The 26,552-nt window shown below is 64.7% G+C and carries 19 protein-coding genes and 3 rRNA genes; 10 read left to right on the forward strand and 12 right to left on the reverse strand.

The features are described 5' to 3' along the window. Positions 1–13: 13 nt before the first annotated feature. The 6 genes from MST3598_RS01420 to MST3598_RS01450 all read right to left on the reverse strand — a co-directional run bounded on the left by MST3598_RS01420 (position 14) and on the right by MST3598_RS01450 (position 4,849). The gene (locus tag MST3598_RS01420; protein ID WP_157749843.1) at positions 14–1,030 is read right to left on the reverse strand and encodes a DUF2599 domain-containing protein; all 1,017 of its coding nucleotides are present in this window, start codon (positions 1,028–1,030) and stop codon (positions 14–16) included. A 656-nt stretch (positions 1,031–1,686) separates the two neighbouring features. Next, positions 1,687–2,976, reverse strand: coding sequence for an RNA polymerase sigma factor (locus tag MST3598_RS01430; RefSeq protein WP_157749844.1), 1,290 nt, complete (start codon positions 2,974–2,976; stop codon positions 1,687–1,689). Further along, positions 2,973–3,314, reverse strand: coding sequence for a YciI family protein (locus MST3598_RS01435; protein WP_029259424.1), 342 nt, complete (start codon positions 3,312–3,314; stop codon positions 2,973–2,975). The genes MST3598_RS01430 and MST3598_RS01435 overlap by 4 nt, the downstream gene beginning before the upstream one ends. A gap of 125 nt (positions 3,315–3,439) precedes the next feature. Further along, the gene (locus tag MST3598_RS01440) at positions 3,440–3,868 is read right to left on the reverse strand and encodes a phosphatase domain-containing protein (RefSeq protein WP_029259425.1); all 429 of its coding nucleotides are present in this window, start codon (positions 3,866–3,868) and stop codon (positions 3,440–3,442) included. Between the two features lie 37 nt (positions 3,869–3,905). Then, positions 3,906–4,121: a hypothetical protein gene (locus MST3598_RS01445; protein ID WP_029259426.1), complete on the reverse strand. Its 216-nt coding sequence runs from the start codon at positions 4,119–4,121 to the stop codon at positions 3,906–3,908. Between the two features lie 212 nt (positions 4,122–4,333). Continuing rightward, on the reverse strand, positions 4,334–4,849 hold the full coding sequence (locus MST3598_RS01450) for a DUF4188 domain-containing protein (RefSeq protein WP_029259427.1): 516 nt from the start codon (positions 4,847–4,849) through the stop codon (positions 4,334–4,336). 70 nt (positions 4,850–4,919) lie between these two features. Between MST3598_RS01450 and MST3598_RS01455 the strand changes: the two genes are divergently transcribed. From MST3598_RS01455 to MST3598_RS01465, 3 genes are all read left to right on the forward strand, one after another. Then, on the forward strand, positions 4,920–5,528 hold the full coding sequence (locus MST3598_RS01455; protein WP_029259428.1) for a MerR family transcriptional regulator: 609 nt from the start codon (positions 4,920–4,922) through the stop codon (positions 5,526–5,528). Positions 5,529–5,607: 79 nt separating this feature from the next. Continuing rightward, positions 5,608–7,275 (forward strand): HsdM family class I SAM-dependent methyltransferase, encoded by a 1,668-nt coding sequence (locus MST3598_RS01460; protein WP_029259429.1) that lies wholly within the window; start codon positions 5,608–5,610, stop codon positions 7,273–7,275. After that, on the forward strand, positions 7,265–8,332 hold the full coding sequence (locus tag MST3598_RS01465) for a hypothetical protein (RefSeq protein WP_051671067.1): 1,068 nt from the start codon (positions 7,265–7,267) through the stop codon (positions 8,330–8,332). The genes MST3598_RS01460 and MST3598_RS01465 overlap by 11 nt, the downstream gene beginning before the upstream one ends. A 225-nt stretch (positions 8,333–8,557) precedes the next feature. Here MST3598_RS01465 and MST3598_RS01470 read toward each other — a convergent pair whose 3' ends face one another. Together MST3598_RS01470 and MST3598_RS01475 are read right to left on the reverse strand one after the other, a co-directional pair. Beyond that, positions 8,558–9,688, reverse strand: coding sequence for a GTPase family protein (locus MST3598_RS01470; protein ID WP_051671069.1), 1,131 nt, complete (start codon positions 9,686–9,688; stop codon positions 8,558–8,560). 95 nt (positions 9,689–9,783) lie between these two features. After that, positions 9,784–10,725: a G5 domain-containing protein gene (locus tag MST3598_RS01475; RefSeq protein ID WP_197024848.1), complete on the reverse strand. Its 942-nt coding sequence runs from the start codon at positions 10,723–10,725 to the stop codon at positions 9,784–9,786. 150 nt (positions 10,726–10,875) lie between these two features. On the opposite strand from MST3598_RS01475, the gene MST3598_RS01480 reads away from it, so the two are divergent. The 4 genes from MST3598_RS01480 to rrf all read left to right on the forward strand — a co-directional run bounded on the left by MST3598_RS01480 (position 10,876) and on the right by rrf (position 17,183). Then, positions 10,876–11,385, forward strand: a complete 510-nt coding sequence (locus MST3598_RS01480; protein WP_029259433.1) for a hypothetical protein — start codon at positions 10,876–10,878, stop codon at positions 11,383–11,385. Positions 11,386–11,915: 530 nt separating this feature from the next. Further along, positions 11,916–13,439 (forward strand): 16S ribosomal RNA (locus tag MST3598_RS01485). Positions 13,440–13,853: 414 nt separating this feature from the next. Then, a 23S ribosomal RNA gene (locus tag MST3598_RS01490) occupies positions 13,854–16,958 on the forward strand. A gap of 108 nt (positions 16,959–17,066) precedes the next feature. Further along, positions 17,067–17,183, forward strand: a 5S ribosomal RNA gene (gene rrf, locus MST3598_RS01495). The 16S, 23S and 5S rRNA genes sit together here, the layout of an rRNA operon. A gap of 123 nt (positions 17,184–17,306) precedes the next feature. Here rrf and MST3598_RS01500 read toward each other — a convergent pair. After that, entirely contained in the window at positions 17,307–18,074 is a 768-nt protein-coding gene (locus MST3598_RS01500; protein ID WP_029260163.1) for an IclR family transcriptional regulator, read from the reverse strand. A gap of 148 nt (positions 18,075–18,222) precedes the next feature. Here MST3598_RS01500 and hutH point away from each other — a divergent pair, with 148 nt between their 5' ends. From hutH to hutI, 3 genes are read left to right on the forward strand one after another with little or no spacing between them, the layout of a single operon-like run. Beyond that, positions 18,223–19,764, forward strand: coding sequence for a histidine ammonia-lyase (gene hutH, locus MST3598_RS01505; protein WP_029260162.1), 1,542 nt, complete (start codon positions 18,223–18,225; stop codon positions 19,762–19,764). Then, positions 19,757–21,466: a urocanate hydratase gene (gene hutU, locus MST3598_RS01510; RefSeq protein WP_029260161.1), complete on the forward strand. Its 1,710-nt coding sequence runs from the start codon at positions 19,757–19,759 to the stop codon at positions 21,464–21,466. Before hutH ends, hutU begins: the two co-directional genes overlap by 8 nt. Positions 21,467–21,478: 12 nt before the next feature. Then, a complete protein-coding gene (hutI, locus tag MST3598_RS01515) occupies positions 21,479–22,642 on the forward strand; it encodes an imidazolonepropionase (protein ID WP_029260160.1) in 1,164 nt (387 codons plus the stop codon). Positions 22,643–22,728: 86 nt separating this feature from the next. On the opposite strand, the gene MST3598_RS01520 is transcribed toward hutI, so the two are convergent. From MST3598_RS01520 to MST3598_RS01530, 3 genes are read right to left on the reverse strand one after another with little or no spacing between them, the layout of a single operon-like run. Beyond that, positions 22,729–24,594, reverse strand: coding sequence for a glycogen debranching N-terminal domain-containing protein (locus MST3598_RS01520; protein ID WP_029260159.1), 1,866 nt, complete (start codon positions 24,592–24,594; stop codon positions 22,729–22,731). Next, positions 24,591–25,433 (reverse strand): carbohydrate ABC transporter permease, encoded by an 843-nt coding sequence (locus MST3598_RS01525; RefSeq protein WP_021198443.1) that lies wholly within the window; start codon positions 25,431–25,433, stop codon positions 24,591–24,593. Before MST3598_RS01525 ends, MST3598_RS01520 begins: the two co-directional genes overlap by 4 nt. After that, positions 25,430–26,551 carry a carbohydrate ABC transporter permease gene (locus MST3598_RS01530; protein WP_029260158.1) on the reverse strand — a complete coding sequence of 374 codons (1,122 nt, stop codon included), beginning with the start codon at positions 26,549–26,551 and terminating at the stop codon, positions 25,430–25,432. Before MST3598_RS01530 ends, MST3598_RS01525 begins: the two co-directional genes overlap by 4 nt. Between the last annotated feature and the right edge of the window lies 1 nt (position 26,552).

A 26,552-nucleotide genomic window follows, 5' to 3' on the forward strand; every position in this document is an offset into this window, starting at 1 on the left:
TTCACGATCGCTCCTACGGGTTGCATCCTGCGGCCAAGACGTTGCTGTAGCTTACGTCGGGCCGCCAGGCGTCGAGGTTCCACGGCGACTTGAACGGGGCGATGTCGACGTGGCATCGAAGCTGGTTGTAGAACTTGTTGCCCTCGTACTGCGCGCTCACCCAGAGCTTGTACTCCGCCCACCAGTTGGAGAACGGCGTGATCGCCCAGCCAGAGCGGGGGGTGACTCCAACGGTGGTGCCGTAGCTGCTCCAGCTGAGCTTCACGTCGGTGATGAGGTTTCCCCGGACAGCAGGGTCCGCAACGACCGGATACGCGAAGTCCGCGCTGTGCTCCACGACCTGCACTAGCGTGTTCCCCTGCTGCTCGTACCGGGTGGGCACGTCGCGACCGTTGGCGTCCTTCGCCCAGGCCGGATCGATCATCGCTGCCGGCTGGCCAGCCTCGTCAAGAACGGCGAAGAACCCGTCTCCTGCGTCGACGAGTTGGCCACCGTCCGCAACGGTGATCGGATACTCGTAGACCGTCGGGGCTGATGCGGTTTCGATGAGAGTCGTGATCTGGACTATCCCGTCTTTGCGAACCAGGGGGACGGTGGTGAATCCATCGGTGTTGTCGAAGTGGATGAGGCCGTCTGCATCAGCAACGCCACGCGCAGCCTCCGAAGCGTTGGGGAGCCCGACAGTCACGACGTCGCCGCCCTGATCCAGTGCGACGCCCGCGGAGGCGTCTCCTGGAATCGTGATGACCGTATCCCTCTCGGGGATATCCGCGATGTAGTCCTCGGTGTTCGCGCTCTCTTGCAGGGCGAGCACATCTGCGTGCTCTGTTCCAGGCGTGGCCGATTCGATGACCTCGAGTGTGCTGAGATCATCGATGGAGTCAGCTGCCATCGCGGAAGAGGCGGCACCAACGGACAAGGCTGCCGCTGCGACGGCGAGAAGAGCGGCACGCCCCGCCAGCGCGACAAGTGTCAGCCTGTGGACGCTTGTACCCTTTCCCGACCTGCTCATGATTTCGGCGATATTCATCATTGCTCCTTCGCTGATCATCCCGCCGACGTGTAAGACGTTACTTTGGGGGCGTGTCCCCTGTCTGTCCTCCTTTCGGTGGACAGGCCGTGACGGACAGCCGGGGCGTGCGAGGGTTGAAAGCTGGAGTCTGGGTCACGGGGAGTGAATCGAGGGCGAAAGACCTCACCAACTTGGGCGCGTCTGACAAAGGTCGACGGGCGCCGAATATGGTTGGCGGATGAGCCTCAGCTCCCCACGCGTCGTCGCGGTCCGGAATGGCCAAGTTCAGCCGAGTGGATCTTGGCTCTACGTCTGGCTCGACGTACAGGGCGGCGGGATCGCGTACGTGGGCGGCTCGGGATTCGACCCAGAGCTGCGCGCTTATATGCATGTCAAGAGTGAGACCCTCAGCTTGGACGCGTGCGAGCAACGGCGCCTCACTACGACGAGCGAGACTTCGACGTGCTCGCGTTTGGGCTGCCCGATGGCGTCGACCGGGGGGCTGCCGAGCAGGCGCTGATCGCGCATCTCGCCGAGGGCGGAACAGCGAGCGAACTGCGCGAGGTCACTGAACCAATCATTCGGGCGATAGAAGATCGCCGCGGGTAGGTAGGGCAAAAATCTGCAGCCTCGAGGTCACCTCGTTTGGGGTAGGCCGGACTCTCTGGTGAAGGCTAGGTCGATGCCGACGCGATGTCGTCAGCGTGCTGGGCATACGACAGCCGCTCGCGTTCTGTCGGGGCGGCGCGTGCGGCATCGCGAAACGCTGAGCTCGCTTCTTCGACGCGCTTGAGGCGCTGCAGGAGATCTCCCCGCACTGCTGAGTAGAGGTGGTGTCCTCCCAGCGAGCTCTCGAGCGCCTCCGCCAGCGCGAGGGCTTCGTGCGGTCGTCCCGCGTTCGCGACGGCGACCGCACGGTTCAGGCGAACGAACGGCGATGCATCCACCTGCTCCAGCACCCCGTAGAGGTCGGCGATGCGGGCGTGGTCGATCTCCATCCCCGGGGCGGGGCGGACGTACTCGGCCGCGACGGTGGCGCGGATGAGGTGCCGCCCGCCATGGATGCCCGCCCGTGCTGCCTTCTCGACGGCGTCGTCGAGAAGTCGCAGCCCCTCCTCGATCTCGGAGATATCCCACAGTCCACGGTCCTGTTCGTCGAACGGCACGGACAACCCGTCGGCGGTCGTGCGTGCCGCGCGGCGGGAGTGCTGAAGAAGAAGGAGGGAGAGCAGCCCCGTGAACTCGAGTCGAGCCGGGGAGTCCGAGGGGAGCAGCTGTCGGCACAGCCGAGCAAGCCGGATGGCCTCGGCGCCGGGGTCGGGCTGGAGTGTCGGATCGGAGTAGCCGATGGTGAACAGGGCGGACAGGACCTCGCAGACGCTCGCGCTCCGACTGTCGAGCTGCGCGGCGTCCGGAACGCGGTACGGGATGTTCGCGTGCGCGATCTTGGCCCGAGCCCGCACGAGTCTCTTCTCCATCGCCGCGGGGGCGACGGCGAAGATCCCGGCGAGCTGTTCGATCGACACGTTCAGGACGGTGCGGAGTGTCAACGCCGCGCGGGCTTCCAGGGTCAACGCGGGGTGGCAGGCGGTGAAGATCAGCTTCAGCCGCTCGTCCCCATGTGGGAATGCGTCGTCGGCCTCGTGGGCGTCGATGCCTTCGTGCGGCTCGTGCTCCAGGCGGGCCGCCGCCCGGCGCTCGGCGTCCGCATGTCGGACGAGGTCGATCGCGCGGCGGCGGGCGACGGTCGTGACCCAGGCGGCGGGGTTCGCCGGAACCCCGCCGCCTGGCCACCGCTCGACGGCTCGAGCCAGGGCGTCCTGCACGGCGTCTTCGGCGAGAGTCCAGTCGTGGACTGTGCCGATCACGCTCGCGACCACACGGCCGTACTCGATGGATGCCACGTGCCGGACGGCGGCCATGGCATCCGTAAGCGTGCCAGGCGGCTCTTCCAGTGTGGTCACATCGTCGACCCGAGCGGCCACACGGGGCGCACTTCCACCAGGCCGAACCGGGCCATCGGGTGCGCGGCGGCGATCTCGATCGCGGCGTCGAGGTCGTCGGCGTCGATCACGTCGAACCCGGCGATCCATTCGCGGCTCTCGGTAAACGGTCCGTCGGCCACGATCCGCTCGCCGGCGCGGACGCGCACGGTTGTGGCGTCTTCGACAGGCCGCAGGCGGTCGCCCAGAACGTAGGAGTCGCTGTCCTGCAGCGACGCCACCCACTCCCCGGCGTTGTCCTCGGCTTCGACATAGGGCTCAGCGGTCGGGTCTGTGCAGATGAAAAGTACGTAGCGCATGTGTGTTCTCCTCAAGGTCTTTCTACATCTACTTACCCAGACGACGGACGACCACCAGCGCACAGGACACTGATCCGGAAAATGATGGACCGCGCCGAAGTCGCTGTACTCCGACCGGGTGCGCCTCAGAAGTCCCCTTCGGCCACCTGGAAGCAGACCAGCCCGCGAGACCGCCACATCTCGACCACGCTGCGGCGGTCGTCGACCACGCCGATCACGGTGAAGTGCGGTTCGATGTGGGCGTCGTAGATCTCGGCCTTGACGATGTCGTCGGCGCGCTGGTCGCCGGTGCGGCGGAGCAGGAGGCGGTCGAAAGGGATCTCGTTGAACGTCAGCCAAGCCTCGGTGGCGCGGCGGGCGGTCTCGTCGCGGCCCGAGACCACGATGAGTGCGTCGACGTCGGGGTGCGCGGCGAAGGCTTGGGCGGCGACCACGACCGGGTGGTTCGGAGTGTCGATCGACACCTTGCGCATGTCGTAGGGCGAGCGGTCGCCGATGAGGGCGAGGGTGCCGTCGACGTCGAAGATCCAGGCGCGCGGGCGATCGGTGGGCATGGTGCGAGGGTAGTGGCTTCTTCGGTGGTGACGAGGTTCAGGACTCGTCGGAACGTCGTCGTTCACGCCGGGTGACGCCCACGAGCAACGCCGACGCACCGATGATGAGGGCGAGGGCTGCGAGCCAGAAGGCCCACACCAGGTTCTGGAACACCGGCAGGTTGGCGACCACCGGGAGCGCGGCGCTGATGAGGATCATCGCCACGACGGTGGCTCGCTCGCGCGACGTGCCGCGGGCGCGTTCAGCCGTCACGAGACCGTCTCGTTCGCTGTGTGCTGGCCGGCTGTGCCTGTTCTCGGCTGATCTCTGAGTTCTGCGATCTTCATCACTGCTCCTTCACTGACCATCCCCGCCGTCGTGTAAGACGTTACTCCTGCTGCGCACGCCGTCTGGCTTCGACCGGTCCGGCGGAGGGCGCGGCGGAAGCGGGGTTGGCAGGTGCGCTCAGGTGTATGGGGCGGGGGTCAGGGGGAAGGGGGTGAGGCGAGAGGCTTCGCTGCATCCGTCCGCCCATCCGCGAACCGCGCCTGGGCCCGGTCATGACGCTTACCGACGGGCACGAGCTCCGTGGCCTTCGGCAGCCCCATCGGCTTCGTCGAGACGTACACGCTCTCGGCGGTGTCGACGCGGAAGGTCTCGTGCCACACACCCACCGCTCCCGGAGCCTTGCGGGCTGCGCGGTTGAAGGCCGTCCAGGCGGGGCGGTGTTCCTGCGTCGGGTTGGACGCGTAGGCGTAGAGCTTGTCGACCGATGACCAGTACTGCACGACGTAGGGTCCGCCCGAGCCGAAGAGCAGGTGGTAGCCGAGCATGCCCGAGTCGGGGTCGGTGCTGAGCTCGCGCAGCATCCCCGGCATGGCGAAGAAGGCCGGCATCCACAGGTCGGGGCGCCACCAGCGGTTGATCTGCATCCCGATGTGGAACACGACGAGCTCGCCCTCGTGGCGGTGGGTCATGCGGCCCGTGATGACTTTCGACATGATGTCTCCTTGATTGGATAGCTTCACTATCCATAATGGATAGCGCTACTATCGAAGTCAAGAGGTGGCCATGAGAATTTCCGAACTGTCAGCCCAGACCGGCGTGACCGTGCCGACGATCAAGTACTACCTGCGCGAGGGTCTGCTGCCCGAGGGTGAGCGGTCGTCTGCGACTCAGGCCGCGTACGGGGAGAAGCACGTGGAGCGGCTGCGCGTGATTCGGGCATTGCTCGACGCGGGGGTGAGCATTGCCGAGACGCGGCGGGTGCTCGGGGCGCTGGACGATCCGCCGGCGAGTGCGCACGAGTTGCTGGGGGCGGCACATGCGGCGATCACTCCGGCGGTGGATGACTCGTTGGATCTGACTGACGCTGAGGCGCTCGTGGCGGGGCTCGGGTGGAAGCCGGGGATGTGCGACGAGGCGGTGCTGTATGCGGTCGCGCGGGCGCTGAAGGGTTTGGAGCGCGTCGGCTTCACCGTTCCGGATGCGGCGATGGACGAGTACCTCGCGAGCATGCGGCGGATCGCGGATGCGGAGATCGCGGGGGTGCCGGAGGAGTCTGCGGAGGCCGCGGTGCGGTACGTGGTGTTGGGGTCGGTGTTGGTGGAGCCGTTGTTGCTGGCCTTGCGGCGGGTGGCGCAGCAGGTGAGTTCGGGGGAGCGGTTTGGCGGGGCCTGAATCGCTGCACGATGCGACTGCGCCAACTTAGTTGGCACCGCCTCCGGGGGATGTCTGAAGCGTGCGACAGAATGGAGACATGTCCGATTCGCCCGTGCCCGCAAACGTAGACACGGCCGAGCTTCGGAAGGCCCGGGGCGCGTTCTTTACCCCGGACGCCATCACTCGCTTCATATCAGAGTGGGCGATTCGCGCCCCGAACGATGCGGTGTTGGAGCCATCGGCAGGCGACGCTGCCTTCCTCGTCCAGGCCGTTAGACGTCTTCAGAAGCTTAATGGTGGCGATGCCCCGAATGTACGCGTGGATGGCGTGGAGATCCACGCGGAAAGTGCTCGCGTCGCCCGAGCTCGGATCAAAGACGCTGGGGGAGATCCTCGGCTCATCGTCAACGACTTCTTCTTGGTGGACCCTGAACCTCGCTATTCCGCGGTGATTGGGAATCCTCCCTACATTCGTTACCAGGACTTCACTGGTGAAGCTCGCACGCGGTCGCGTGCCGCCGCTCTAAGAGCTGGCGTCGCGCTGACAGCGCTTGCATCAAGTTGGGCCGCCTTCACGGTCCACTCGGCCCTCTTCTTGCGGCCCGGCGGCAGGATGGGGCTCGTGCTGCCAGCAGAATTGCTCAGCGTGAATTACGCCGCAGCGGTCCGGCAGTTCCTTTTCGATCGCTTCCGCAGCGTTGAGCTCGTGCTGTTCGACGAGCAGGTCTTTTCTGAAGCCGAGGCTGATGTCGTCCTCCTCCTTGCCGACGGCTTTGACGAGGGCCCAACGGACCACGCCACCATCTACCAGGCACGAGACGCGGAAGCGCTCGCGTCACTCAACGGTCCTCTGAAGTGGACGCCCCTCGACCCCGCTGCAAAGTGGACCGGAGTTCTCGTAAACCCTGACGCGATCGAGCCACTACTCAGCCTGAAAGCGAGCGGCCTCTTCGCCAATCTCGAAGCTTGGGGTGACACCACCCTTGGCATGGTCACGGGTAACAACAGATTCTTCGCCCTCTCGCCCGATCGGGTGAAAGAACTGGGCCTTGAGCGCCGAGATCTCGTACGGCTATCGCCGCCGGGAAGCTCGCACCTGCGTGGGCTTGAGCTCACACGCGACGCGATGACGCGCCTTGGGCAGCAAGGTAAGTCGACCTGGCTGTTTCGCCCGACCGAAAGCCCATCCCACGCGGCGCGCGCCTATATTGAGGCCGGCCACCTTGCAGGCGTTGACGAAGCATACAAGTGCCGAGTGCGTAAGCCTTGGTATCGAGTTCCGCTCTTGCCGCCAGCGGACCTGTTGCTGACATGTATGAATGCCGATACGCCACGCCTGACGACAAACAGTGCTGGTGCGGGCCACCTGAACTCAGTTCACGGTGTCTACCTCAAGGAGAGTACGCGCGAGGTAGGGCGCGAACTCCTCCCCCTCGCGAGCTTGAACTCTGTCACGCTCCTTAGCGCAGAGATGGTGGGTCGGTCCTACGGCGGGGGCGTCCTCAAGTTGGAGCCACGAGAGGCAGATGTCTGGGGTATGCCATCCGCCCAACACATCGAGGCACGCGCCGATGATCTTCGCGGCATTCGACCGAAGGTAGCCCGGCTGCTGCGACAAGGGAGACTTGCCGATTCGGTGCAACTCGTGGATGAAGTTCTTCTTAGAGGGCCCGGCATGGTTTCCGAGGCGGACCTAAGTCGCGTGCGACAAGCCCACGCTGACATGACCTCAAGACGCATGGCGAGGGGACGTAGTGGCCACTGAATCAAGCGGGAAAGAGAAGGCGTGGTTCCTCTTCGATCGAATCGTTGCGGACGCAGCCCCGGGCGGCGTTTACACCAACCCATGGGTTCGTGAGGCCGACGGTCGGTTGCACTACGAGCCCGACTACGACACTTTGGTGCGGCTGCTTGGTGTCCCGCTCTACCTCGGAGTTGACACGCGGACGGGCGTGCCTGCGCTTTCGCTGGACGTGTGGTTGAGCTACGAACTTCGTCGAGCGGGATTCGACCCTGATGCGACCTGGCCGAGAGCTACCCATCCTCGGATTCTCCCGATGCCCGTCGCTAACCTGCTCAAAGCGGTTCCCGCGAAGGAGCGTGCCCTGCTCACTGCGCGTCTGACGAGGAGCGCTGCTGTGGCTGGAGTGACCTCAGCCAGCGCCAGCATCCTCGGGAAGAACTATCTCAAGCAGGTCGATGTCATCATGACTGATTGGGCCACCGGGCCTGAGCTCCTGATCTCAACGAAGAGGATGGACTCTTCATACGGGAAGAATGCCGCCAATCGTGTGGAGGAGTCCTACGGCGACGCAAAAAACTTGCGCCTCCGGCATCCCCTCGCGGCTCTTGGATTCGTGTTTGGGCTGCGTTCCGACATCTTGTACAAGGAGCCGGACACTGCCGAATGGCTGATAGACCTGCTCGGCAAGCTCGGGCGCGAGGATGACGCATACCACTCCACCTGTCTGGTGATGATTGAATATGCCGATTCGATCACTCCACCGGTGGACAGTGGCGAGGATGATGAAGATCCTCTTGTTGCGGCCGGGCTAGCAACCGACCAAGACGACCATGTTGAGATCTCGTATGTGCCACAGTCGGAAGTCGATCGCGCACTAGCGAACCTTCCGCCAGTAGGTATTCGCCATGATGCTGTCCCCGATCATCTAAGCCCATCGGTATTCCTCCCCAAGATGATTGAACGCGTGCTGGACACGACGCCGGTGAACCTGCATAAGGCGGCTCGCAAGAGGCGCATTGACGCCGGGTCGTCCGCAGCTCCCCTAGGGCGCGAACGGACATCGACCGCGCGAGCATGACCAGCGCGCGCTTGAGAGCCAGACCGGGGTCGGATAACGGCGGCCGTTAGCTCACCAAACGCACACCCGGCGGCTTCCGTGAGATCTACGCGCACGCCGATGGGATTCGCGAGGCAGTCCGTCGCTATAAGGACTAATGCGACAGGCGGTAGCAGCGCATCGGTTGGGAGTGGAAGTTAGCGGATTCCGCTTGCTCCGCGGTGGGGATCGGCCTCGAAACCCTCGTCAGCCCCGCCCGCCACTCACCTTCTTGAACCACACGCCAACCTGCGTTTGGAACAGCTCGCGCACCAGGTTGCTGTCGAGCGCACCGTCGACGCCTCGCAGTCGACCCTGCGTGAGCTCACCGCAGACCACCGCCCACGCGTACCCGATCGCCAGGGTGAAGGTGCTGGCGACGGTGCCCGAGATCGCACCGCCGATAATGGTTCCCGCTCCGGGGATGAACTTCAGGAGGCCGGCGACGGCGCTTCGTCCTGCCGCCGAGACGGCGACTGTTGCCGCGGTCGCTGCGATCGTGGCGGTCTCGACTCTGACGCCGTAGATCGCCGCGACCCTGGCCATCATCCCGAGCTGAATGGGGATGAGCACACCGGCGTCCGCAACGGGGATCGGAATAGCTCCGACCGTCAACGCCGCCGTGGCAGCCGCGCGGACAGCTGTTTGAGCTTGCTTGCGCTTTCTTGCCAGATCGACTTTCTGGGCGGCTGCGAACGCTGCTTCAACACCCTCGGGAGCAGCGCGAAACGTGGCATCCACGAGCTCCGTGAGCCCGTGCTGAACCTGGCCGGTGAACTCATCCGCCGTCGACATCACCAGGATCGGACGGCCTCCCACGATCGGCAGATCGAGCCCCGCGATGTGATCCGCCAGGGTCAGAGCGTCGGCGTGATACTCGCCGTTCCGCGACGGCACCTGCGTCAGGACGGCGACGACGGGCAGGCCGAGGTCGTGGAGCCGGCGGATGAACTCTGCTTCGGTGTCTTCGAACCTTCGGTCGGTCGCCCGGACGCAGTACCAGGCGACGTGGATCTGCTCGGAGAGCGGCCGTTGGCGCATCTTCTTCAGGTAGTCGCCGAGTTCGCGGATCAGCTCATCGGTGTCCTTGCCGATCTCGAGACCACGGGTGTCGAGCAGGCCCAGGAAGCCGGAACGATGGATGTAGAGATGCTCGTCCATCGTCACGGGCTCGCCGACGCCGGTGGGAGCGACCTCCTCGCCGAAGATCGCGTTGATCAGCGTCGACTTCCCGACACCCGTCTTGCCGAAGATGGCGAGGTTGAAGCGGCCGATCTCGTCCGCCTGCTCTTTCCACTGACTGCGGAACTCGTCTTCAGAGAAGGTCTCTCCCGTCATTGCGCACTCCCTCTGAGGTCGTAGCCCCGGTCCCCGAGGCGTCGCGCCCCTCGCTGGGGACTAGCGTATCGAGAGGTGGTAGCGCAGGCCCTGTCTCAGTCGCAGGCGATCCCGTCACCGTCGCGGTCGAGGTCGTACACATCCGGCCCGACCACCTGCAGCGGCCCGTGCACATACGCCGGCCCGTTCCCGCTCCCACCCGCGCAGTCCACATCCGACGCGATCGGCACGCACACCCCGGCATAGCTCGAGTGGCACTCGGCGGCGGGCTGCACCAGAGGCACGGGTGCGGGAGCAGGCTGTCGTGTCCCGTTCGACGTGACCTCATTCACCGGCGCGACGGTGACGACCTCGCCGAGGACTTCGCGCGACACTTCCACACCATCGACGTACGTCACGTGGTAGGTGGTGACCTTGGTTCCGTCGACACCGACTGTCGTGATGGCGGTCTGTCCGACGTCGAGCTGCGGATCGTCGGCCGTCGTCCGCTCGAAAGGAACCACCGTCGACTCTTCGACCTCCTCGAAGGTGGTGGGCTTGGGAGAGGGGGTCGGCTTCTCCGTCTGCGCGGAGACGAACGGCTTGGCGTCCGACGACGACCCCGAGCTCGTCGTGTCCGAACTCGGTCCGCCGAGGGCAGCGTTCGCTCCGGACCCCGCGAACATCAGAACGAACGCGATCCCCAGAGCAGCCCATGCCGCTCCGCGCGAGCGCACGCGAAAGAGCTTCGCCGAGCCACGCACGATCCCATAGATGGCGACGAAGAAGAGCACCAACCCGGCGAGCATCATGATCACGCCCAGGCTGCGGGTGAGGAGGAGGATCGCGAGCACCACCGCTCCCACTATGAGGACGACCTTCATCCGAGAGGACTTCACCTGGGCGGGAGCGGCATCGACGGGGGTCACGGCGACAGCCGCAGTCGGCGCCTGCCCCAGGGGTGCGGTGTGCACCGTCCATTGAGTGCCGTCCCACCAGCGCTGCTGCTGTGCGGGGTGCTCCGGGTCGGCGTACCAACCCTGGGGTGCTGCAGGCATCTTTGCCATCCTTCTGCTCAGGCTCTGGCCGAACACTACCGATATTCCAGCAAGCAGGGGAGAGTTCGATCGCGGGCGCCAGCACCCGCGCTCTTTCCTCTCTCCACCCGCTGCGCCATCATGAGACGACCACCCCCCAAGGAGGCCCTCATGTCGCTCGCACCGACCACGCCGGCAACGGCCGCCGCCACAGGCCTCCCTGGCATCGCGATCATCGCGGAGATCCGCCGCGTCCTGGTCACAGCACTGCTCGCCGTCTTCGTGTACTCCTCAGTCATGGTCGCCAGCAGGAGCTATTGCCCTGGTGGCTTCGACGGGAGCGGCGGCTTCATCGACTCGGAGGGACAGTCGACCGACCAGGCGCCCGTGTGCATCGATCTGGCGCTCCGTCCCAGCCCCCTGATCTACATCGGCATCGCCGCGATCGTGCTGATCACTCTCGGACGTGTGATGAAGGCGAGCGACGAACGCTCGGCCCTCAAGACACTGAACCGCGCGTCGATCGGAGTAGCGGCACTCGTGGTCCTCGCGATCGTCGTCTCCCTCGTCTGGTTCTTCCTGATCCCCATGGAGGAGTTCACCTCCGGCTCCTGGACGGTCTTCAGCCCGTTCCCCTTCGGCACCATCGACGTCACGACGACGCCGCTGACCGTCGAGTGACGCACCGCAAGGCCAGGAGAGTGCAGGGAACCGTCGGGCCAGGAGTGCGACACGCCCGGCGGTCGGCCTAGATTTGCCCGATCCCCGGGATCCGCGTAACTTATTACTTGTTCGCCCCAAACGGTTGAGCGGAGGTCCTCGGACCGGCTCCCGTCAAGCAGCTAACACCTCCCGAATCCCAGACACTCACTGAGTGAACAGGATGAAGGTGCTGATCCGTTCCCACGGTCAGGCCGAGAAAAACTCGGACTTGACAACGGAAACGAGATCGGTAAGATAGAGAAGTTGCCCTTCGGGCCTGGCTGTGATGGCTGGGTCGTGGGAGCATCCGATCCTTGAGAACTCAACAGCGTGCACTTGTCAAATGCCAAATTATCCTCGTCTAGCTTCGGCTAGTTGAGAATTCCTTTGGATCAAAGACCAACTCCTTCCGGGGGTTGGCAATGGATGAAGTCAGCAATGAATTTGTCTCTTTGGTCAGCATCAAACTCGCTGCGTCACCGTTTTCCCGGTGGGGTATGCATTTCTTTTTTACGGAGAGTTTGATCCTGGCTCAGGATGAACGCTGGCGGCGTGCTTAACACATGCAAGTCGAACGGTGAACACGGAGCTTGCTCTGTGGGATCAGTGGCGAACGGGTGAGTAACACGTGAGCAACCTGCCCCTGACTCTGGGATAAGCGCTGGAAACGGCGTCTAATACTGGATATGTGACGTGACCGCATGGTCTGCGTCTGGAAAGAATTTCGGTTGGGGATGGGCTCGCGGCCTATCAGCTTGTTGGTGAGGTAATGGCTCACCAAGGCGTCGACGGGTAGCCGGCCTGAGAGGGTGACCGGCCACACTGGGACTGAGACACGGCCCAGACTCCTACGGGAGGCAGCAGTGGGGAATATTGCACAATGGGCGCAAGCCTGATGCAGCAACGCCGCGTGAGGGACGACGGCCTTCGGGTTGTAAACCTCTTTTAGCAGGGAAGAAGCGAAAGTGACGGTACCTGCAGAAAAAGCGCCGGCTAACTACGTGCCAGCAGCCGCGGTAATACGTAGGGCGCAAGCGTTATCCGGAATTATTGGGCGTAAAGAGCTCGTAGGCGGTTTGTCGCGTCTGCTGTGAAATCCGGAGGCTCAACCTCCGGCCTGCAGTGGGTACGGGCAGACTAGAGTGCGGTAGGGGAGATTGGAATTCCTGGTGTAGCGGTGGAATGCGCAGATATCAGGAGGAACACCGATGGCGAAGGCAGATCTCTGGGCCGTAACTGACGCTGAGGAGCGAAAGGGTGGGGAGCAAACAGGCTTAGATACCCTGGTAGTCCACCCCGTAAACGTTGGGAACTAGTTGTGGGGTCCATTCCACGGATTCCGTGACGCAGCTAACGCATTAAGTTCCCCGCCTGGGGAGTACGGCCGCAAGGCTAAAACTCAAAGGAATTGACGGGGACCCGCACAAGCGGCGGAGCATGCGGATTAATTCGATGCAACGCGAAGAACCTTACCAAGGCTTGACATATACGAGAACGGGCCAGAAATGGTCAACTCTTTGGACACTCGTAAACAGGTGGTGCATGGTTGTCGTCAGCTCGTGTCGTGAGATGTTGGGTTAAGTCCCGCAACGAGCGCAACCCTCGTTCTATGTTGCCAGCACGTAATGGTGGGAACTCATGGGATACTGCCGGGGTCAACTCGGAGGAAGGTGGGGATGACGTCAAATCATCATGCCCCTTATGTCTTGGGCTTCACGCATGCTACAATGGCCGGTACAAAGGGCTGCAATACCGCGAGGTGGAGCGAATCCCAAAAAGCCGGTCCCAGTTCGGATTGAGGTCTGCAACTCGACCTCATGAAGTCGGAGTCGCTAGTAATCGCAGATCAGCAACGCTGCGGTGAATACGTTCCCGGGTCTTGTACACACCGCCCGTCAAGTCATGAAAGTCGGTAACACCTGAAGCCGGTGGCCTAACCCTTGTGGAGGGAGCCGTCGAAGGTGGGATCGGTAATTAGGACTAAGTCGTAACAAGGTAGCCGTACCGGAAGGTGCGGCTGGATCACCTCCTTTCTAAGGAGCATCTGACACTTTCGGGTGTCCAGAACCCAGATCGAGAACGTTCGTTTCTCGCTGGGAGCTCATGGGTGGAACATTTGACATGGTGCGAAGGATGTTGTTCTTCTCTAGTACGCCACTTCGGTGGTTGGAACGGGGAGGGTGGCGGATGTCGCACCTGCACGCTGTTGGGTCCTGAGGGACCGGATGCGGATCTTTCGGGATCTGGTCTGAACCTCTGGGCCTCTTTCTGTTTCCCCCGTGTGGGGTTGTGGATAGGGGCACCGCCCGTACTTTGAGAACTACACAGTGGACGCGAGCATCTTGCAGCTGGCTTCGGTCAGTTGCACAAGATGATCTTAAAGATCATTAGTCAATTTCAGATTCCATCTTCGGATGGGGTCGAGTTTTTGATTCAAACTCATGTGATTTCAAGTCTTTAAGAGCAAACGGTGGATGCCTTGGCATCTGGAGCCGAAGAAGGACGTAGCAATCTGCGATAAGCCTCGGGGAACTGATAAGCAAGTTTTGATCCGAGGGTGTCCGAATGGGGAAACCCCGCTGGGCGGCGTGCCGACCTAGTGACTCCCGCCTGAATATATAGGGCGGGTAGAGGGAACGTGGGGAAGTGAAACATCTCAGTACCCACAGGAAGAGAAAGCAACCGCGATTCCGTTAGTAGTGGCGAGCGAAACCGGAACAGGCTAAACCTAGCGTGTGTGATAGCCGGCAGGCGTTGCACGTTGGGGGTTGTGGGACTTTTCAGTCATCTCTGCCGAGGTGGCGGCGTTACAAGAAGGTATAGACGAACGGTCTTGAAAGGCCGGTCATAGAGGGTGCCAACCCCGTAGTCGAAATGCCTCTCTTGGCGCGAAGAGTATCCCAAGTAGCACGGGGCCCGTGAAATCCCGTGTGAATCTGTCAGGACCACCTGATAAGCCTAAATACTCCCAGATGACCGATAGCGGACAAGTACCGTGAGGGAAAGGTGAAAAGTACCCCGGGAGGGGAGTGAAATAGTACCTGAAACCGTTTGCTTACAAACCGTTGGAGCCTCCTTAGTAGGGGTGACAGCGTGCCTTTTGAAGAATGAGCCTGCGAGTTAGCGATATGTGGCGAGGTTAACCCGTGTGGGGTAGCCGTAGCGAAAGCGAGTCTGAATAGGGCGATTCAGTCGCATGTCCTAGACCCGAAGCGAAGTGATCTATCCATGGCCAGGTTGAAGCGACGGTAAGACGTCGTGGAGGACCGAACCCACTTAGGTTGAAAACTGAGGGGATGAGCTGTGGATAGGGGTGAAAGGCCAATCAAACTTCGTGATAGCTGGTTCTCTCCGAAATGCATTTAGGTGCAGCGTTGCGTGTTTCTTGCCGGAGGTAGAGCTACTGGATGGCCGATGGGCCCTACAAGGTTACTGACGTCAGCCAAACTCCGAATGCCGGTAAGTGAGAGCGCAGCAGTGAGACTGTGGGGGATAAGCTTCATAGTCGAGAGGGAAACAACCCAGACCACCAACTAAGGTCCCAAAGCGCGTGCTAAGTGGGAAAGGATGTGGAGTTGCCTTGACAACCAGGAGGTTGGCTTAGAAGCAGCCACCCTTGAAAGAGTGCGTAATAGCTCACTGGTCAAGTGATTCCGCGCCGACAATGTAACGGGGCTCAAGCACGCCACCGAAGTTGTGGCATTGACATTATTGGTAGGCCTTCGTGGTCCAGCCGTGTTGATGGGTAGGAGAGCGTCGTGTGGCCAGCGAAGCGGCGGTGTAAACCAGCCGTGGAGGCTACACGAGTGAGAATGCAGGCATGAGTAGCGAATGACGTGTGAGAAACACGTCCTCCGAAAGACCAAGGGTTCCAGGGTCAAGCTAATCTTCCCTGGGTAAGTCGGGACCTAAGGCGAGGCCGACAGGCGTAGTCGATGGACAACGGGTTGATATTCCCGTACCGGCGAAGAACCGCCCAAGCTAATCCAGTAGTGCTAAGTGTCTGAATCCCAGTGACTGATCCCTTCGGGGTGACGCTCTGGGCCTAGCGCACGACCCCATTCTGGTGCGGTTAGCGTATTAACAGGTGTGACGCAGGAAGGTAGCCCAAGCCAGGCGATGGTTGTCCTGGTGCAAGTGCGTAGGCCGAGTCGTAGGCAAATCCGCGATTCACATAGGCTGAGACACGATGCGGATAAAAAGTGGGTGATCCTATGCTGCCAAGAAAAGCATCGACGCGAGGTTCTAGCCGCCCGTACCCCAAACCGACTCAGGTGGTCAGGTAGAGAATACCAAGGAGATCGAGAGAATCGTGGTTAAGGAACTCGGCAAAATGCCCCCGTAACTTCGGGAGAAGGGGGGCCTTCGGCGTATAGGGATTTACTCCCGAAAGCGTTTGGAGGCCGCAGAGACTAGTGGGTAGCGACTGTTTACTAAAAACACAGGTCCGTGCCAAGTCGCAAGACGATGTATACGGACTGACGCCTGCCCGGTGCTGGAAGGTTAAGAGGACCGGTTAGCCGCAAGGCGAAGCTGAGAATTTAAGCCCCAGTAAACGGCGGTGGTAACTATAACCATCCTAAGGTAGCGAAATTCCTTGTCGGGTAAGTTCCGACCTGCACGAATGGCGTAACGACTTCCCAACTGTCTCAACCGCGAACTCGGCGAAATTGCATTACGAGTAAAGATGCTCGTTACGCGCAGCAGGACGGAAAGACCCCGTGACCTTTACTACAGCTTGGTATTGGTGTTCGGTGTGGCTTGTGTAGGATAGGTGGGAGACTTTGAAGCATGGACGCTAGTTCGTGTGGAGTCATTGTTGAAATACCACTCTGGTCACTCTGGATATCTAACTTCGAACCGTAATCCGGTTCAGGGACAGTGCCTGGTGGGTAGTTTAACTGGGGCGGTTGCCTCCCAAAAAGTAACGGAGGCGCCCAAAGGTTCCCTCAACCTGGTTGGCAATCAGGTGTCGAGTGTAAGTGCACAAGGGAGCTTGACTGTGAGACTGACAGGTCGAGCAGGGACGAAAGTCGGGACTAGTGATCCGGCAGTGGCTTGTGGAAGCGCTGTCGCTCAACGGATAAAAGGTACCTCGGGGATAACAGGCTGATCTTGCCCAAGAGTCCATATCGACGGCATGGTTTGGCACCTCGATGTCGGCTCGTCGCATCCTGGGGCTGGAGTAGGTCCCAAGGGTTGGGCTGTTCGCCCATTAAAGCGGTACGCGAGCTGGGTTTAGAACGTCGTGAGACAGTTCGGTCCCTATCCGCTGCGCGCGTAGGAAATTTGAGAGGATCTGACCCTAGTACGAGAGGACCGGGTTGGACGAACCTCTGGTGTGTCAGTTGTTCCGCCAGGAGCACCGCTGATTAGCTACGTTCGGGATGGATAACCGCTGAAAGCATCTAAGCGGGAAGCCGGCCTCAAGATGAGATTTCCATACCTTCGGGTGAGAGGCTCCCAGCCAGACTACTGGGTTGATAGGCCAGATGTGGAAGTGCAGTAATGCATGCAGCTGACTGGTACTAATAAGCCGATGACTTGATAACACACCGTTTGTTGGTGCTACGCGTCCACTGAGTGGTTCTCGATGTACGGTCGAGAACCGCATAACAACAATGACTTTGTTATGTGTTTGATTGAAACATCAATAGTGTTTCGGCGGCCATAGCGTGAGGGAAACGCCCGGTTACATTCCGAACCCGGAAGCTAAGCCTCACAGCGCCGATGGTACTGCAGGGGGGACCCTGTGGGAGAGTAGGACACCGCCGGACTCCTTTTAGACAAGAAGGCCACCCAATGCTGGGTGGCTTTCTTGCGTTGTGCTCGAGGAGAGCACGAAGAGCCATCCCTCGTGGGGTGGCTCTTCTGCGTTGACACGACCGTCGCAACGCAGTTCAGCGCTTCAGGCGTGCCTCGAGCATGGCCGCGCACTCCTGCACAGCGGCAGCGAGCAGGTCCTCATCCGGATCCGCACGGCCCCACGTCACCGCCACCGCGGCAACCGGCCAGCCGGCAGCATCGAGAACTGCGGCCCCCACACTGCGCAGCCCGTCCGCGATCTCACTGTTCTCCGTCGCATATCCCCTCGTCCGCACATCGCGGAGCAGTTCGCGCAGTTCGCGCGGCGTCCGAGGTCCGAGTCCCGTGCGATCGGGGAACGCCGAGACGTCCGGATAGAGCGCCCGCACCTGTTCGCGGGGGAGCGCCGCCAGCATCGCGCGGCCCGAAGCCGTGAGGTGCGCGGGAAGCCGCACACCCACATCCGTCACCAACGCCGGCCTCCGAGGTGCGCGTTCCTCGACGATGTACAGCACATCCCCACCGCTCATCACCGCCAGGTGCGCGCTCTCCCCCAACCGGTCCGAGAGCGCAGCCACCAGAGGACGGCCCCTTCGCGCCAAAGGCTGTTGGCGGGTGTAACCGCCGGCGAGCTCGAAAGCTGAGGTGCCGAGCCCCCAGCGTCTCTCCTCGCGCAGGTGCAGCACGAATCCGTGAGCGGCCAGGGTGGTGAGCAGGTGATAAACCGTGGACCGGGGCAGTTCGAGCTCGCGCGCGATCGCCGACGCCGCCACGGGCGCGGGCCGTCCGGCGAGATAGCTCAGGATGCGGAGCGTGTTCTCCGCCGCAGGCACCTGCGCGGTCGGCACTTCCGCCGCAGGCATCTGCGCGGTCGGCTGCTGCGCGGTCAGCGCTTCCACCGCCGGCACCTCCACCTCCGGCACCTGAGGGCTCTTCGCGTTGTCTGGGATCACAGACACAGCATTGCACGAACGGGTGTCCCCGGCCACACGTCGGGTGTGGAATCGAACCATGACTGAACTCGCCCCCGTGCTGGTCGGAGCGGCCCCGCTGTCTCCCGCCGATGTCGTCGCCGTCGTCCGTCGCAACGCACCAGTGCAGCTCGACGCGGATGCGCTCGCGCGCGTCGCCGACACCCGTCGCGTGATCGACGGTCTCGCGGCGGACCCGAACCCGCACTACGGCGTGTCCACCGGGTTCGGCGCTCTCGCGACCACCTTCATCGCCCCCGACCGTCGCATGCAGCTGCAGGCCAGCCTGATCCGCTCGCACGCCGCGGGCACCGGGGCCGAGGTCGAGCGCGAGGTCGTGCGCGGACTCCAGCTCCTGCGGCTGCAGACCCTCGCCTCCGGCCGCACCGGCGTGCGTCCGGTCGTCGTCGAGACCTACGCCGCGCTGCTCAACGAGGGCATCACGCCTGTCGTCCGCGAGTACGGCTCGCTCGGCTGCTCCGGCGACCTCGCACCTCTCGCCCACATCGCCCTGGCTGCGATGGGGGAGGGAGAGGTCCGCGATGCATCCGGCGCATTGCTCCCCGCCACCGAGGCCCTCGCCGCCGCCGGCATCGAGCCGCTCACCCTCGTCGAGAAGGAGGGGCTCGCGCTCATCAACGGCACCGACGGCATGCTCGGCATGCTGGTGCTCGCACTCCACGACCTCGAGACGCTCCTGCTCACCGCCGACCTCGCCGCGGCGATGTCGGTCGAGTCGCAGCTCGGCACCGACGCGGTGTTCGCGGCTGACCTGATGGCGCTTCGTGCGCAGACGGGTCAGGCCGAATCCGCCGCCAACCTGCGAGCATTCCTCGGTGACTCCCCCATGGTCGCGAGCCACAAGGGGCCCGACGACGGCCGGGTGCAGGATGCCTACTCGCTGCGCTGCTCGCCCCAGGTGCATGGCGCCGCGCGCGACACCCTCGCCCATGCGACACTGATCGCCGGACGCGAGCTCGCCAGTGTCATCGACAACCCCGTCATCACCCTCGACGGACGCATCGAGTCGAACGGCAACTTCCACGGGGCTCCGGTCGCCGCTGTGCTCGACTTCCTCGCGATCTCGGTCGCCGACGTCGCCTCGGTCTCCGAGCGTCGCACCGACCGCGCACTCGACCCGGCCCGCAGCCACGGACTCCCGCCGTTCCTCGCAGACGAGGTCGGTGTCGACTCCGGCCTCATGATCGCGCAGTACGCGGCCGCCGGAATCGTCTCCGAGCTCAAGCGCCTCGCGGTGCCGGCATCCGTCGACTCGATCCCCTCTTCCGCGATGCAGGAGGATCACGTCTCCATGGGATGGGCGGCCGCCCGCAAACTGCGCCGGGCGATCGACGGCCTCGGCCGCGTGCTCGCGATCGAGATCCTCACCGGCGCCCGCGCCCTCGACCTGCGCGCCCCGCTGCAGGCCGGACCCGCGACCGGAGCCGTGCGCGACCTGGTCCGCACCGTGGCCGACGGCCCCGGACCCGACCGCTTCCTCTCGCCGGAGATGGAAGCCGTCACCGCCCTCGTCCAGTCGGGCGACGTCGCCCGCATCGCAAAGGAGCACGCTCATGGCTGAGTCCACCGCATCCGACACCACCGCATCCGACACCTCCGCATCCGACGCTCCGGTCTCGGGATCCCGCGTCGTCCGGGCCGCCCGGGGCAACCAGCGCACCGCGAAGAGCTGGGGCGCGGAAGCCGCCAAGCGCATGCTGATGAATAACCTCGACCCCGAGGTGGCCGAGCACCCCGAAGACCTGGTGGTCTACGGCGGCACCGGCAAGGCCGCCCGCAGCTGGGACGCATACGACGCGATCGTGCGCACCCTCGACGAGCTCGAGCCCGACGAGACCCTGCTGGTGCAGTCGGGCAAGCCGGTCGGCGTCTTCCGCACGCACGAGTGGGCACCGCGTGTACTCATCGCCAACTCGAACCTGGTGGGCGACTGGGCGACCTGGCCGGAGTTCCGCAAGCTCGAAGAGCTCGGCCTCATCATGTACGGGCAGATGACCGCCGGATCCTGGATCTACATCGGCACGCAGGGCATCCTGCAGGGCACCTACGAGACGTTCGCCGCCGTCGCCCGCTCGCTCGGCCGCGACTCGCTCCGTGGCACGCTCACCCTCACGGGCGGAGCCGGCGGGATGGGCGGTGCCCAGCCGCTGGCCGTCACCATGAACGACGGGGCGGTGCTGATCGTCGACGTCGACGAGTCCCGTCTCATCCGGCGCGTGGAGCACGGCTACCTCGACGAGTACACGACCGACCTCGACGCGGCCGTCGCCCGCGTGGTCGCCGCCAAGGAGGCGGGCGACGCCCTCTCGGTCGGCGTGGTCGGCAACGCGGCCGAGGTGTTCCCCGAGCTGCGGCGTCGCGGTGTGCCGATCGACATCGTGACCGACCAGACCAGCGCCCACGACCCGCTCGCCTACCTCCCGCTCGGCATCGCCGTGGCGGACTGGAAGGCGGAAGCCGAGCGCGACCCCGAGGAGTTCACCCGCCGCTCGCGTGCGTCGATGGCCGCTCACGTCGAGGCGATGGTGGCGTTCCAGGATGCGGGGGCCGCGGTGTTCGACTACGGCAACTCGATCCGTGCCGAAGCGCAGCTGGGCGGTTTCGCCCGCGCGTTCGAGTTCCCCGGATTCGTGCCGGCGTACATTCGCCCGCAGTTCGAGGAAGGACGCGGACCGTTCCGCTGGGCAGCGCTCTCCGGCGACCCGGAAGACATCTACAAGACCGACCGCGCGATCGCCGAGCTCTTCCCCGAAGATGCCGCCCTGCACCGCTGGCTCGAGAAGGCCGGCGAGAAGGTGCACTTCGAGGGGCTGCCCGCCCGCATCTGCTGGCTCGGCTACAAGGAGCGCCACCTCGCCGGACTCAAGTTCAACGAGATGGTCGCGTCGGGCGAGCTGTCAGCTCCGATCGTGATCGGGCGCGACCACCTCGACTCCGGCTCCGTGGCATCGCCGTACCGCGAGACCGAGGCGATGAAGGACGGCTCCGACGCGATCGCCGACTGGCCGCTGCTGAACGCGCTGCTCAACACGGCCTCCGGCGCCTCGTGGGTGTCGCTGCACCACGGCGGCGGTGTCGGCATCGGCCGCTCCATCCACGCCGGTCAGGTCACCGTCGCCGACGGCACGGAACTCGCGGCCGAGAAGCTGGAGCGCGTGCTGACGAACGACCCGGGTACCGGCGTGATGCGTCACGTCGACGCCGGCTATGAGCACGCCCGCGAGGTCGCCCGCGAGCGCGGCCTCAAGGTCCCGATGCTCTGACAGGCTCAGGACATGGCAACGCTCATCACGAACATCGCGGAACTGACCACGAACGTCGCCACCGGCGACGACATCACCGGCACCCTCACCGATGCCGCGGTGCTGATCGAGCGCGGGCGGATCGCCTGGGTCGGTGCCGCCGCAGAGGCGCCGGAAGCCGATGAGGTCGTGGACGCCGGGGAGTGTGCGATGATCCCCGGATTCGTCGACAGCCACAGCCACCTCGTCTTCGGGGGCGACCGCGCGGCCGAGTTCGAGGCGCGCATGGCGGGGCAGAAGTACGCCGCCGGCGGCATCCGCTCCACCGTCGCCGCCACCCGCGCCGCGAGCGATGACGAGCTGCGCGCACGTCTGCGGGGCTTCCTCGACGAGATGCTCGCACAGGGCACCACGACGGTCGAGATCAAGAGCGGCTACGGGCTGAGCGTCGCCGACGAGGAGCGCCTGGTGCGCCTGGCCGCCGAGGTGACGCCCGAGGTGACATTCCTCGGGGCGCACGTCGTCCCGGCGGAGTACGCCGACCGCGCCGACGAGTACGTCGATCTGGTCACGGGTCCCATGCTCGACGCCTGCGCTGCGCACGCGAAGTGGATCGACGTCTTCTGCGAGACCGGTGCGTTCACGGTGGCGCAGTCGCGGCGCGTGCTGGAGGCGGGCATCGCGCGCGGACTCGCGCCCCGCGTGCACGCGAGCCAGCTCGGCCCGGGCGAGGGCGTGCGTCTGGCCGTCGAGCTCGGCGCGGCATCCATCGACCACGGCACGTACCTGACGGATGCCGACATCGATGCCCTCGCCGGATCCGACACCGTGCTCACGCTGCTGCCGGGAGTCGAGTTCTCGACGCGGCAGCCGTATCCGGACGCGCGCCGTCTGATCGACGCGGGAGTGACCGTGGCGCTGGCGTGCGACACGAACCCGGGCTCGAGCTTCACCTCATCGATGCCGTTCTGCATCGCGGTCGCCGTGCGCGACATGGGGATGACCCCGGCCGAAGCCGTGTGGGCGGCGACCGCCGGCGGCGCGAAGGCGCTGCGTCGGGACGACATCGGCGTGATCGCGCCCGGTGCCAGGGCCGACCTCGTGATGCTGGACGCACCGACGCGCATCCACCTCGCCTACCGTCCGGGAGTGCCGCTCGTGCGCACCGTCTGGAAGGACGGCCGGACGATCGGCTGAGGCCGAACCCCCGCCGACCGCCCAACCGCCGACCGCCCAACCGCCGAACGCTCAGCCGATCGACCCGCTCAGCCGATCGACCCGCTTCAGCTCAGAGCCTGCGCGACGACGACCGCGGCTGCGGCCGACCATGCCTGCGGGCGGCAGGCCGCGGGATAGGGAAGGGGCGCGCCACCGGGAACGAGGGCATCGCCCGCGTGCAGCTCGGGAACGCGGTACTCGAAGCCCTCCGCGAGGTCGAGCAGCTGCTCGGCGACCATCCGCGCGTCGGTGTCGAGCCCGGCGCGCATCATGCCGTGCACGGCGATCGCGGTGTCATGTGCCCAGACGCTGCCGCCGTGATAGCTCAGCGGCCAGTAGCCGGCGGCTTCGGTCGACATCGTGCGGATGCCGTAGCCGCTCGACATGCTCGGTGCGGTCAGCAGCGCCGCACAGGCCTGTTCCTCCTCCGGGTCGAGGATGCCCGTGCCGATCAGGTGTCCGATGTTGCTCGTGAGGGTGTCGACAGGGGCGCCGTGCGCGTCGAGGGCGATGGCCGGGTAGCGGCCCTCGGGCGTGGTCACCCAGTAGGCGGCGCGGAAGCGTGAGCGAAGATCTGCGGCCCACGTACGGAGCTCGGCCGCGCCGGGTTCACCGAACGTGTCGAGCAGGTCGGCACCACGGATGGCGGCTTCGTAGGCGTAGCCCTGCACCTCGCTCAGGGCGATGGGGCCCTCGGCCAGGCGCCCGTCGCGCCACTGGATCGAGTCGCCAGAGTCCTTCCACCCCTGGTTCGCGAGGCCGTGGCCCGACTCGTCCGCATAGTCGATGAAGCCGCTGCCCGACGCGTCGCCGTGCACCGTCATCCAGGTGAGCGCCGCCCGAAGAGCCGGGAGCAATGCCCGCACCTCGCGCTCGGACATCCCCTCGGCATGGGCGTCGGCGAGCAGGCAGACCCAGAGCGGAGTCGCGTCGACGGTGCCGTAGTACAGCGGCGGCAGATGCACGCCCTCGTTGGGCAGCGAGAGGGCGCCGCTCCGCAGCTCGTGCGCGATCTTGCCCGGAGCCTCGGCCGTCGACGCATCGTGCGCGGTGCCCTGCAGGCGCGCCAGCACGCGCAGGGTGGAGGCCGCCATGTCGGGGTCGATCGCGAGCGCGAGCCGTGCGGCCCAGAGCGAGTCCCGTCCGAACAGCGTGAAGAACCAGGGCGCTCCGGCGGCGTAGAACGCGTCCTCCGGGTGCGCGGGCAGGGCGAGGCGGAGCGCGGAAAGATCCGCGGTTGCCTGCTCCATCCAGCGCGCCGCGCGCGAGTCGGCGGGAACGGTCGGCTGCGGCGCGCGCGACGGCAGCGCGGCGGTGACGACGAGGGAGGGGTCGTCGAGGTCAACCGTCCAGACCACGGCGGCAGAGCCTCGCGGTGGGACCACCACATCCCACCGCAGCACCAAGGCGTCTCCGTCCTCGGCCACCGTGGCCTCGGGGGCGGTGAGCGCGAACGACGCCTCTCCCGCGCGGCAGACGGATCCGTCCCAGGTCCAGGCCGCATCGGCGGCGAGCCCGGCCTTGACCTGCTGCATCGGCGCGAAGTCCGGGACCATGCGCACGGTGAGGGTCATCGGAACCGGGGTGCCGAGGTGCGACGCGACCGTGATCCGCTCGGAGAAGGCACCGGCGGCGACCCGCCGGTCGCGATCCATCCGCACCTTCGGATCGGCCGATTCGTCGTCGAGCCCGCGGAGCAGATCCGTCAGGAGCGCCTGCTGCGGCACCGGCGACGTGCATCCGATGGATTCGAGCGCGGTGCCGTCGACCGTGGTCTCGATGCTCCGGATGTGTCGCACGTCGCCGTGGTAGATGCCGTGGATCGGAGCGGTGCCCATGCGGCCGACATCGTCGGACCATGCCTGGGTCGGTGCCTCGAGCATGATCACGGCGTCGTCCAGCAGCGGCTGGAGGGGCGGGGTGGGGGTCATTCCTTGACGGCTCCTTCTGTGGAGTTCATGATGCGGCGCTGGAAGACGAAGAACATCACGGCGACGGGGATCGTCATGATGAGTGCGGCCGCCAGCTTGAGCGGGTACTGGGTGCCCTGGCTGAGTCCGCCGCTGGCCAGGGATGCGACGCCCTTGGTCAGGGTCGTCAGGGCGGGGTCGTTGGTGGACACGATGAAGTGGCTGAGCTCGTTCCAGGAGCCCTGGAACGACAGGATCACAATCGTCACGAGCGCCGGCGTCGCCATCGGCAGCACCACCGACCAGAACAGCCGGAACGTGCCGGCACCGTCGATGCGGGCCTGCTCCTCGACCGACTCGGGGATCGACTCGAAGAAGTTCTTCATGATGAACACCCCTGCCGCGTCGACGAGCAGCGGCAGGATCATCCCGGCATACGAGTTGAAGATGCCGAGCTGGTTGATCACGAGGAACTTGGGGATCAGCAGCACGACGGTCGGCACCGACATCACGGCGACCAGGGCGGCGAAGACGACACCCCGCCCGCGGAAGCGGAGTCGAGCCAGTGCGTACCCGGCGAGCGAGTTGAAGAACACGCGCCCGGCCGTGACGAAGATCGTCACGATCGCGCTGTTCACGAACCACGAGGGGAAGTCGGAGTTGCGGAACAGGCGCTCGTACGCGGCGAACGTCCACACGTCGGGGATGAGCGTGATCCCACTGGACGCGGCATCCTCATCGGTCTTGAAGCTCGTCGCGACCTGGATCAGGAAGGGATAGATGTAGATGACCGCGAGGATGATCAGCAGCGCGTAGAGCGCGATCTGCCAGGTCAGCTGCTTCGACGAGAGCCGCCTCATGACGAGGCTCCCTTCGACGAGGAAGATGACGCGTACGAGGACGAGGACGCGTACGCGCGGATGCGACGCTTCGAGACCGGCCGATCACGCAGCACCCATCGCTGCAGGAGCGTGAAGATCACGATGATGACGAACAGGATGAACGCGATAGCCGCTCCCTGCCCCCACTCCTGGTTCTGGAACGCGGTCTGGTACGAGAGGTAGGCCGGGGTGAGCGTGGTCTTGCTCGGTGCTCCCCTGGTGCCCGTGTAGATCTGGTCGAACACCTGCCAGCAGCCGATGAGGCCGAGGGTGAGCACGGTGAACAGGGTCGGGCGCAGCTGGGGCAACGTGATGCGCCAGAACCGCTGCCAGCCGTTCGCGCCGTCCATCATGGCGGCCTCGTCGACGTCGGCGCCGAGGTTCTGAAGACCGGCGAGGAAGATGAGCATGAACGTTCCGGAGGTCGTGAAGATCGCCATCAGGATGTACGCGCTCATCGCGACGGAGGGGCCGGCGAGCCATTCCCACCACGACACTCCGAGCGCGCCGCCCTGGGTGAGGGCCGATGGGCCGGCATCGACGCCGACCGTGCCGAGCGCCAGATGCAGGATGCCGCGTGGGTCGTTGAACCAGTTGGGGCCGTTGATGCCGAACCAGGAGAGCACATCGTTGACGGCTCCGCTCGAGGTGAAGAGGAACATCCACAGCACGGTGATCGCGACGGTGCTGGTCACGGAGGGGAAGTAATAGGCGGTGCGGAAGAATCCCCGGCCACGGAGCATGGCGCGGTTCACGAGGATCGCGAGGAACAGTGCGAGCGCGGTCTGCAGCGGGACGACGAGCAGCACGTACCAGGCGTTGTTGCGCAGCGACGTGCCGAAATCCTTGGTCGCGAGACCGCCGTCGGTGAGGACGGCGGCGAAGTTGTCGGCGCCGACGAACGAGACCGAGCCGGAGAGCGGGCTGCCGCGACCGCCCCAGTCCGAGACGCTCACCCAGAGCGCCATGAGGACGGGGATGAGGAGGAAGACGCCGAGGATCACGATCACCGGCGCCGTGAACAGCCATCCGGCTGCCGCCTCGCCGCGGCGGAGCCCGGAGGCCCTGCCGCGGCGAGGCGCTGCCTTGATCGCCATG

The sequence above is a fragment of the Microbacterium sp. TPU 3598 genome, from assembly GCF_002356155.1.
Taxonomy (GTDB): domain Bacteria; phylum Actinomycetota; class Actinomycetes; order Actinomycetales; family Microbacteriaceae; genus Microbacterium; species Microbacterium maritypicum_A.

What these genes read in the sequence shown, in the direction of transcription:
- MST3598_RS01470 (WP_051671069.1), bottom strand. Translation starts at nt 9,688, where the DNA reads ATGACGGGAGAGACCTTCTCTGAAGACGAGTTCCGCAGTCAGTGGAAA.
- MST3598_RS01455 (WP_029259428.1), top strand. Translation starts at nt 4,920, where the DNA reads ATGAGAATTTCCGAACTGTCAGCCCAGACCGGCGTGACCGTGCCGACG.
- hutH (WP_029260162.1), top strand. Translation starts at nt 18,223, where the DNA reads ATGACTGAACTCGCCCCCGTGCTGGTCGGAGCGGCCCCGCTGTCTCCC.
- hutU (WP_029260161.1), top strand. Translation starts at nt 19,757, where the DNA reads ATGGCTGAGTCCACCGCATCCGACACCACCGCATCCGACACCTCCGCA.
- MST3598_RS01525 (WP_021198443.1), bottom strand. Translation starts at nt 25,433, where the DNA reads ATGAGGCGGCTCTCGTCGAAGCAGCTGACCTGGCAGATCGCGCTCTAC.
- MST3598_RS01460 (WP_029259429.1), top strand. Translation starts at nt 5,608, where the DNA reads ATGTCCGATTCGCCCGTGCCCGCAAACGTAGACACGGCCGAGCTTCGG.
- hutI (WP_029260160.1), top strand. Translation starts at nt 21,479, where the DNA reads ATGGCAACGCTCATCACGAACATCGCGGAACTGACCACGAACGTCGCC.
- MST3598_RS01480 (WP_029259433.1), top strand. Translation starts at nt 10,876, where the DNA reads ATGTCGCTCGCACCGACCACGCCGGCAACGGCCGCCGCCACAGGCCTC.
- MST3598_RS01475 (WP_197024848.1), bottom strand. Translation starts at nt 10,725, where the DNA reads ATGCCTGCAGCACCCCAGGGTTGGTACGCCGACCCGGAGCACCCCGCA.
- MST3598_RS01500 (WP_029260163.1), bottom strand. Translation starts at nt 18,074, where the DNA reads ATGCCTGCGGCGGAAGTGCCGACCGCGCAGGTGCCTGCGGCGGAGAAC.
- MST3598_RS01440 (WP_029259425.1), bottom strand. Translation starts at nt 3,868, where the DNA reads ATGCCCACCGATCGCCCGCGCGCCTGGATCTTCGACGTCGACGGCACC.
- MST3598_RS01520 (WP_029260159.1), bottom strand. Translation starts at nt 24,594, where the DNA reads ATGACCCCCACCCCGCCCCTCCAGCCGCTGCTGGACGACGCCGTGATC.
- MST3598_RS01420 (WP_157749843.1), bottom strand. Translation starts at nt 1,030, where the DNA reads ATGAATATCGCCGAAATCATGAGCAGGTCGGGAAAGGGTACAAGCGTC.
- MST3598_RS01435 (WP_029259424.1), bottom strand. Translation starts at nt 3,314, where the DNA reads ATGCGCTACGTACTTTTCATCTGCACAGACCCGACCGCTGAGCCCTAT.
- MST3598_RS01530 (WP_029260158.1), bottom strand. Translation starts at nt 26,551, where the DNA reads ATGGCGATCAAGGCAGCGCCTCGCCGCGGCAGGGCCTCCGGGCTCCGC.
- MST3598_RS01450 (WP_029259427.1), bottom strand. Translation starts at nt 4,849, where the DNA reads ATGTCGAAAGTCATCACGGGCCGCATGACCCACCGCCACGAGGGCGAG.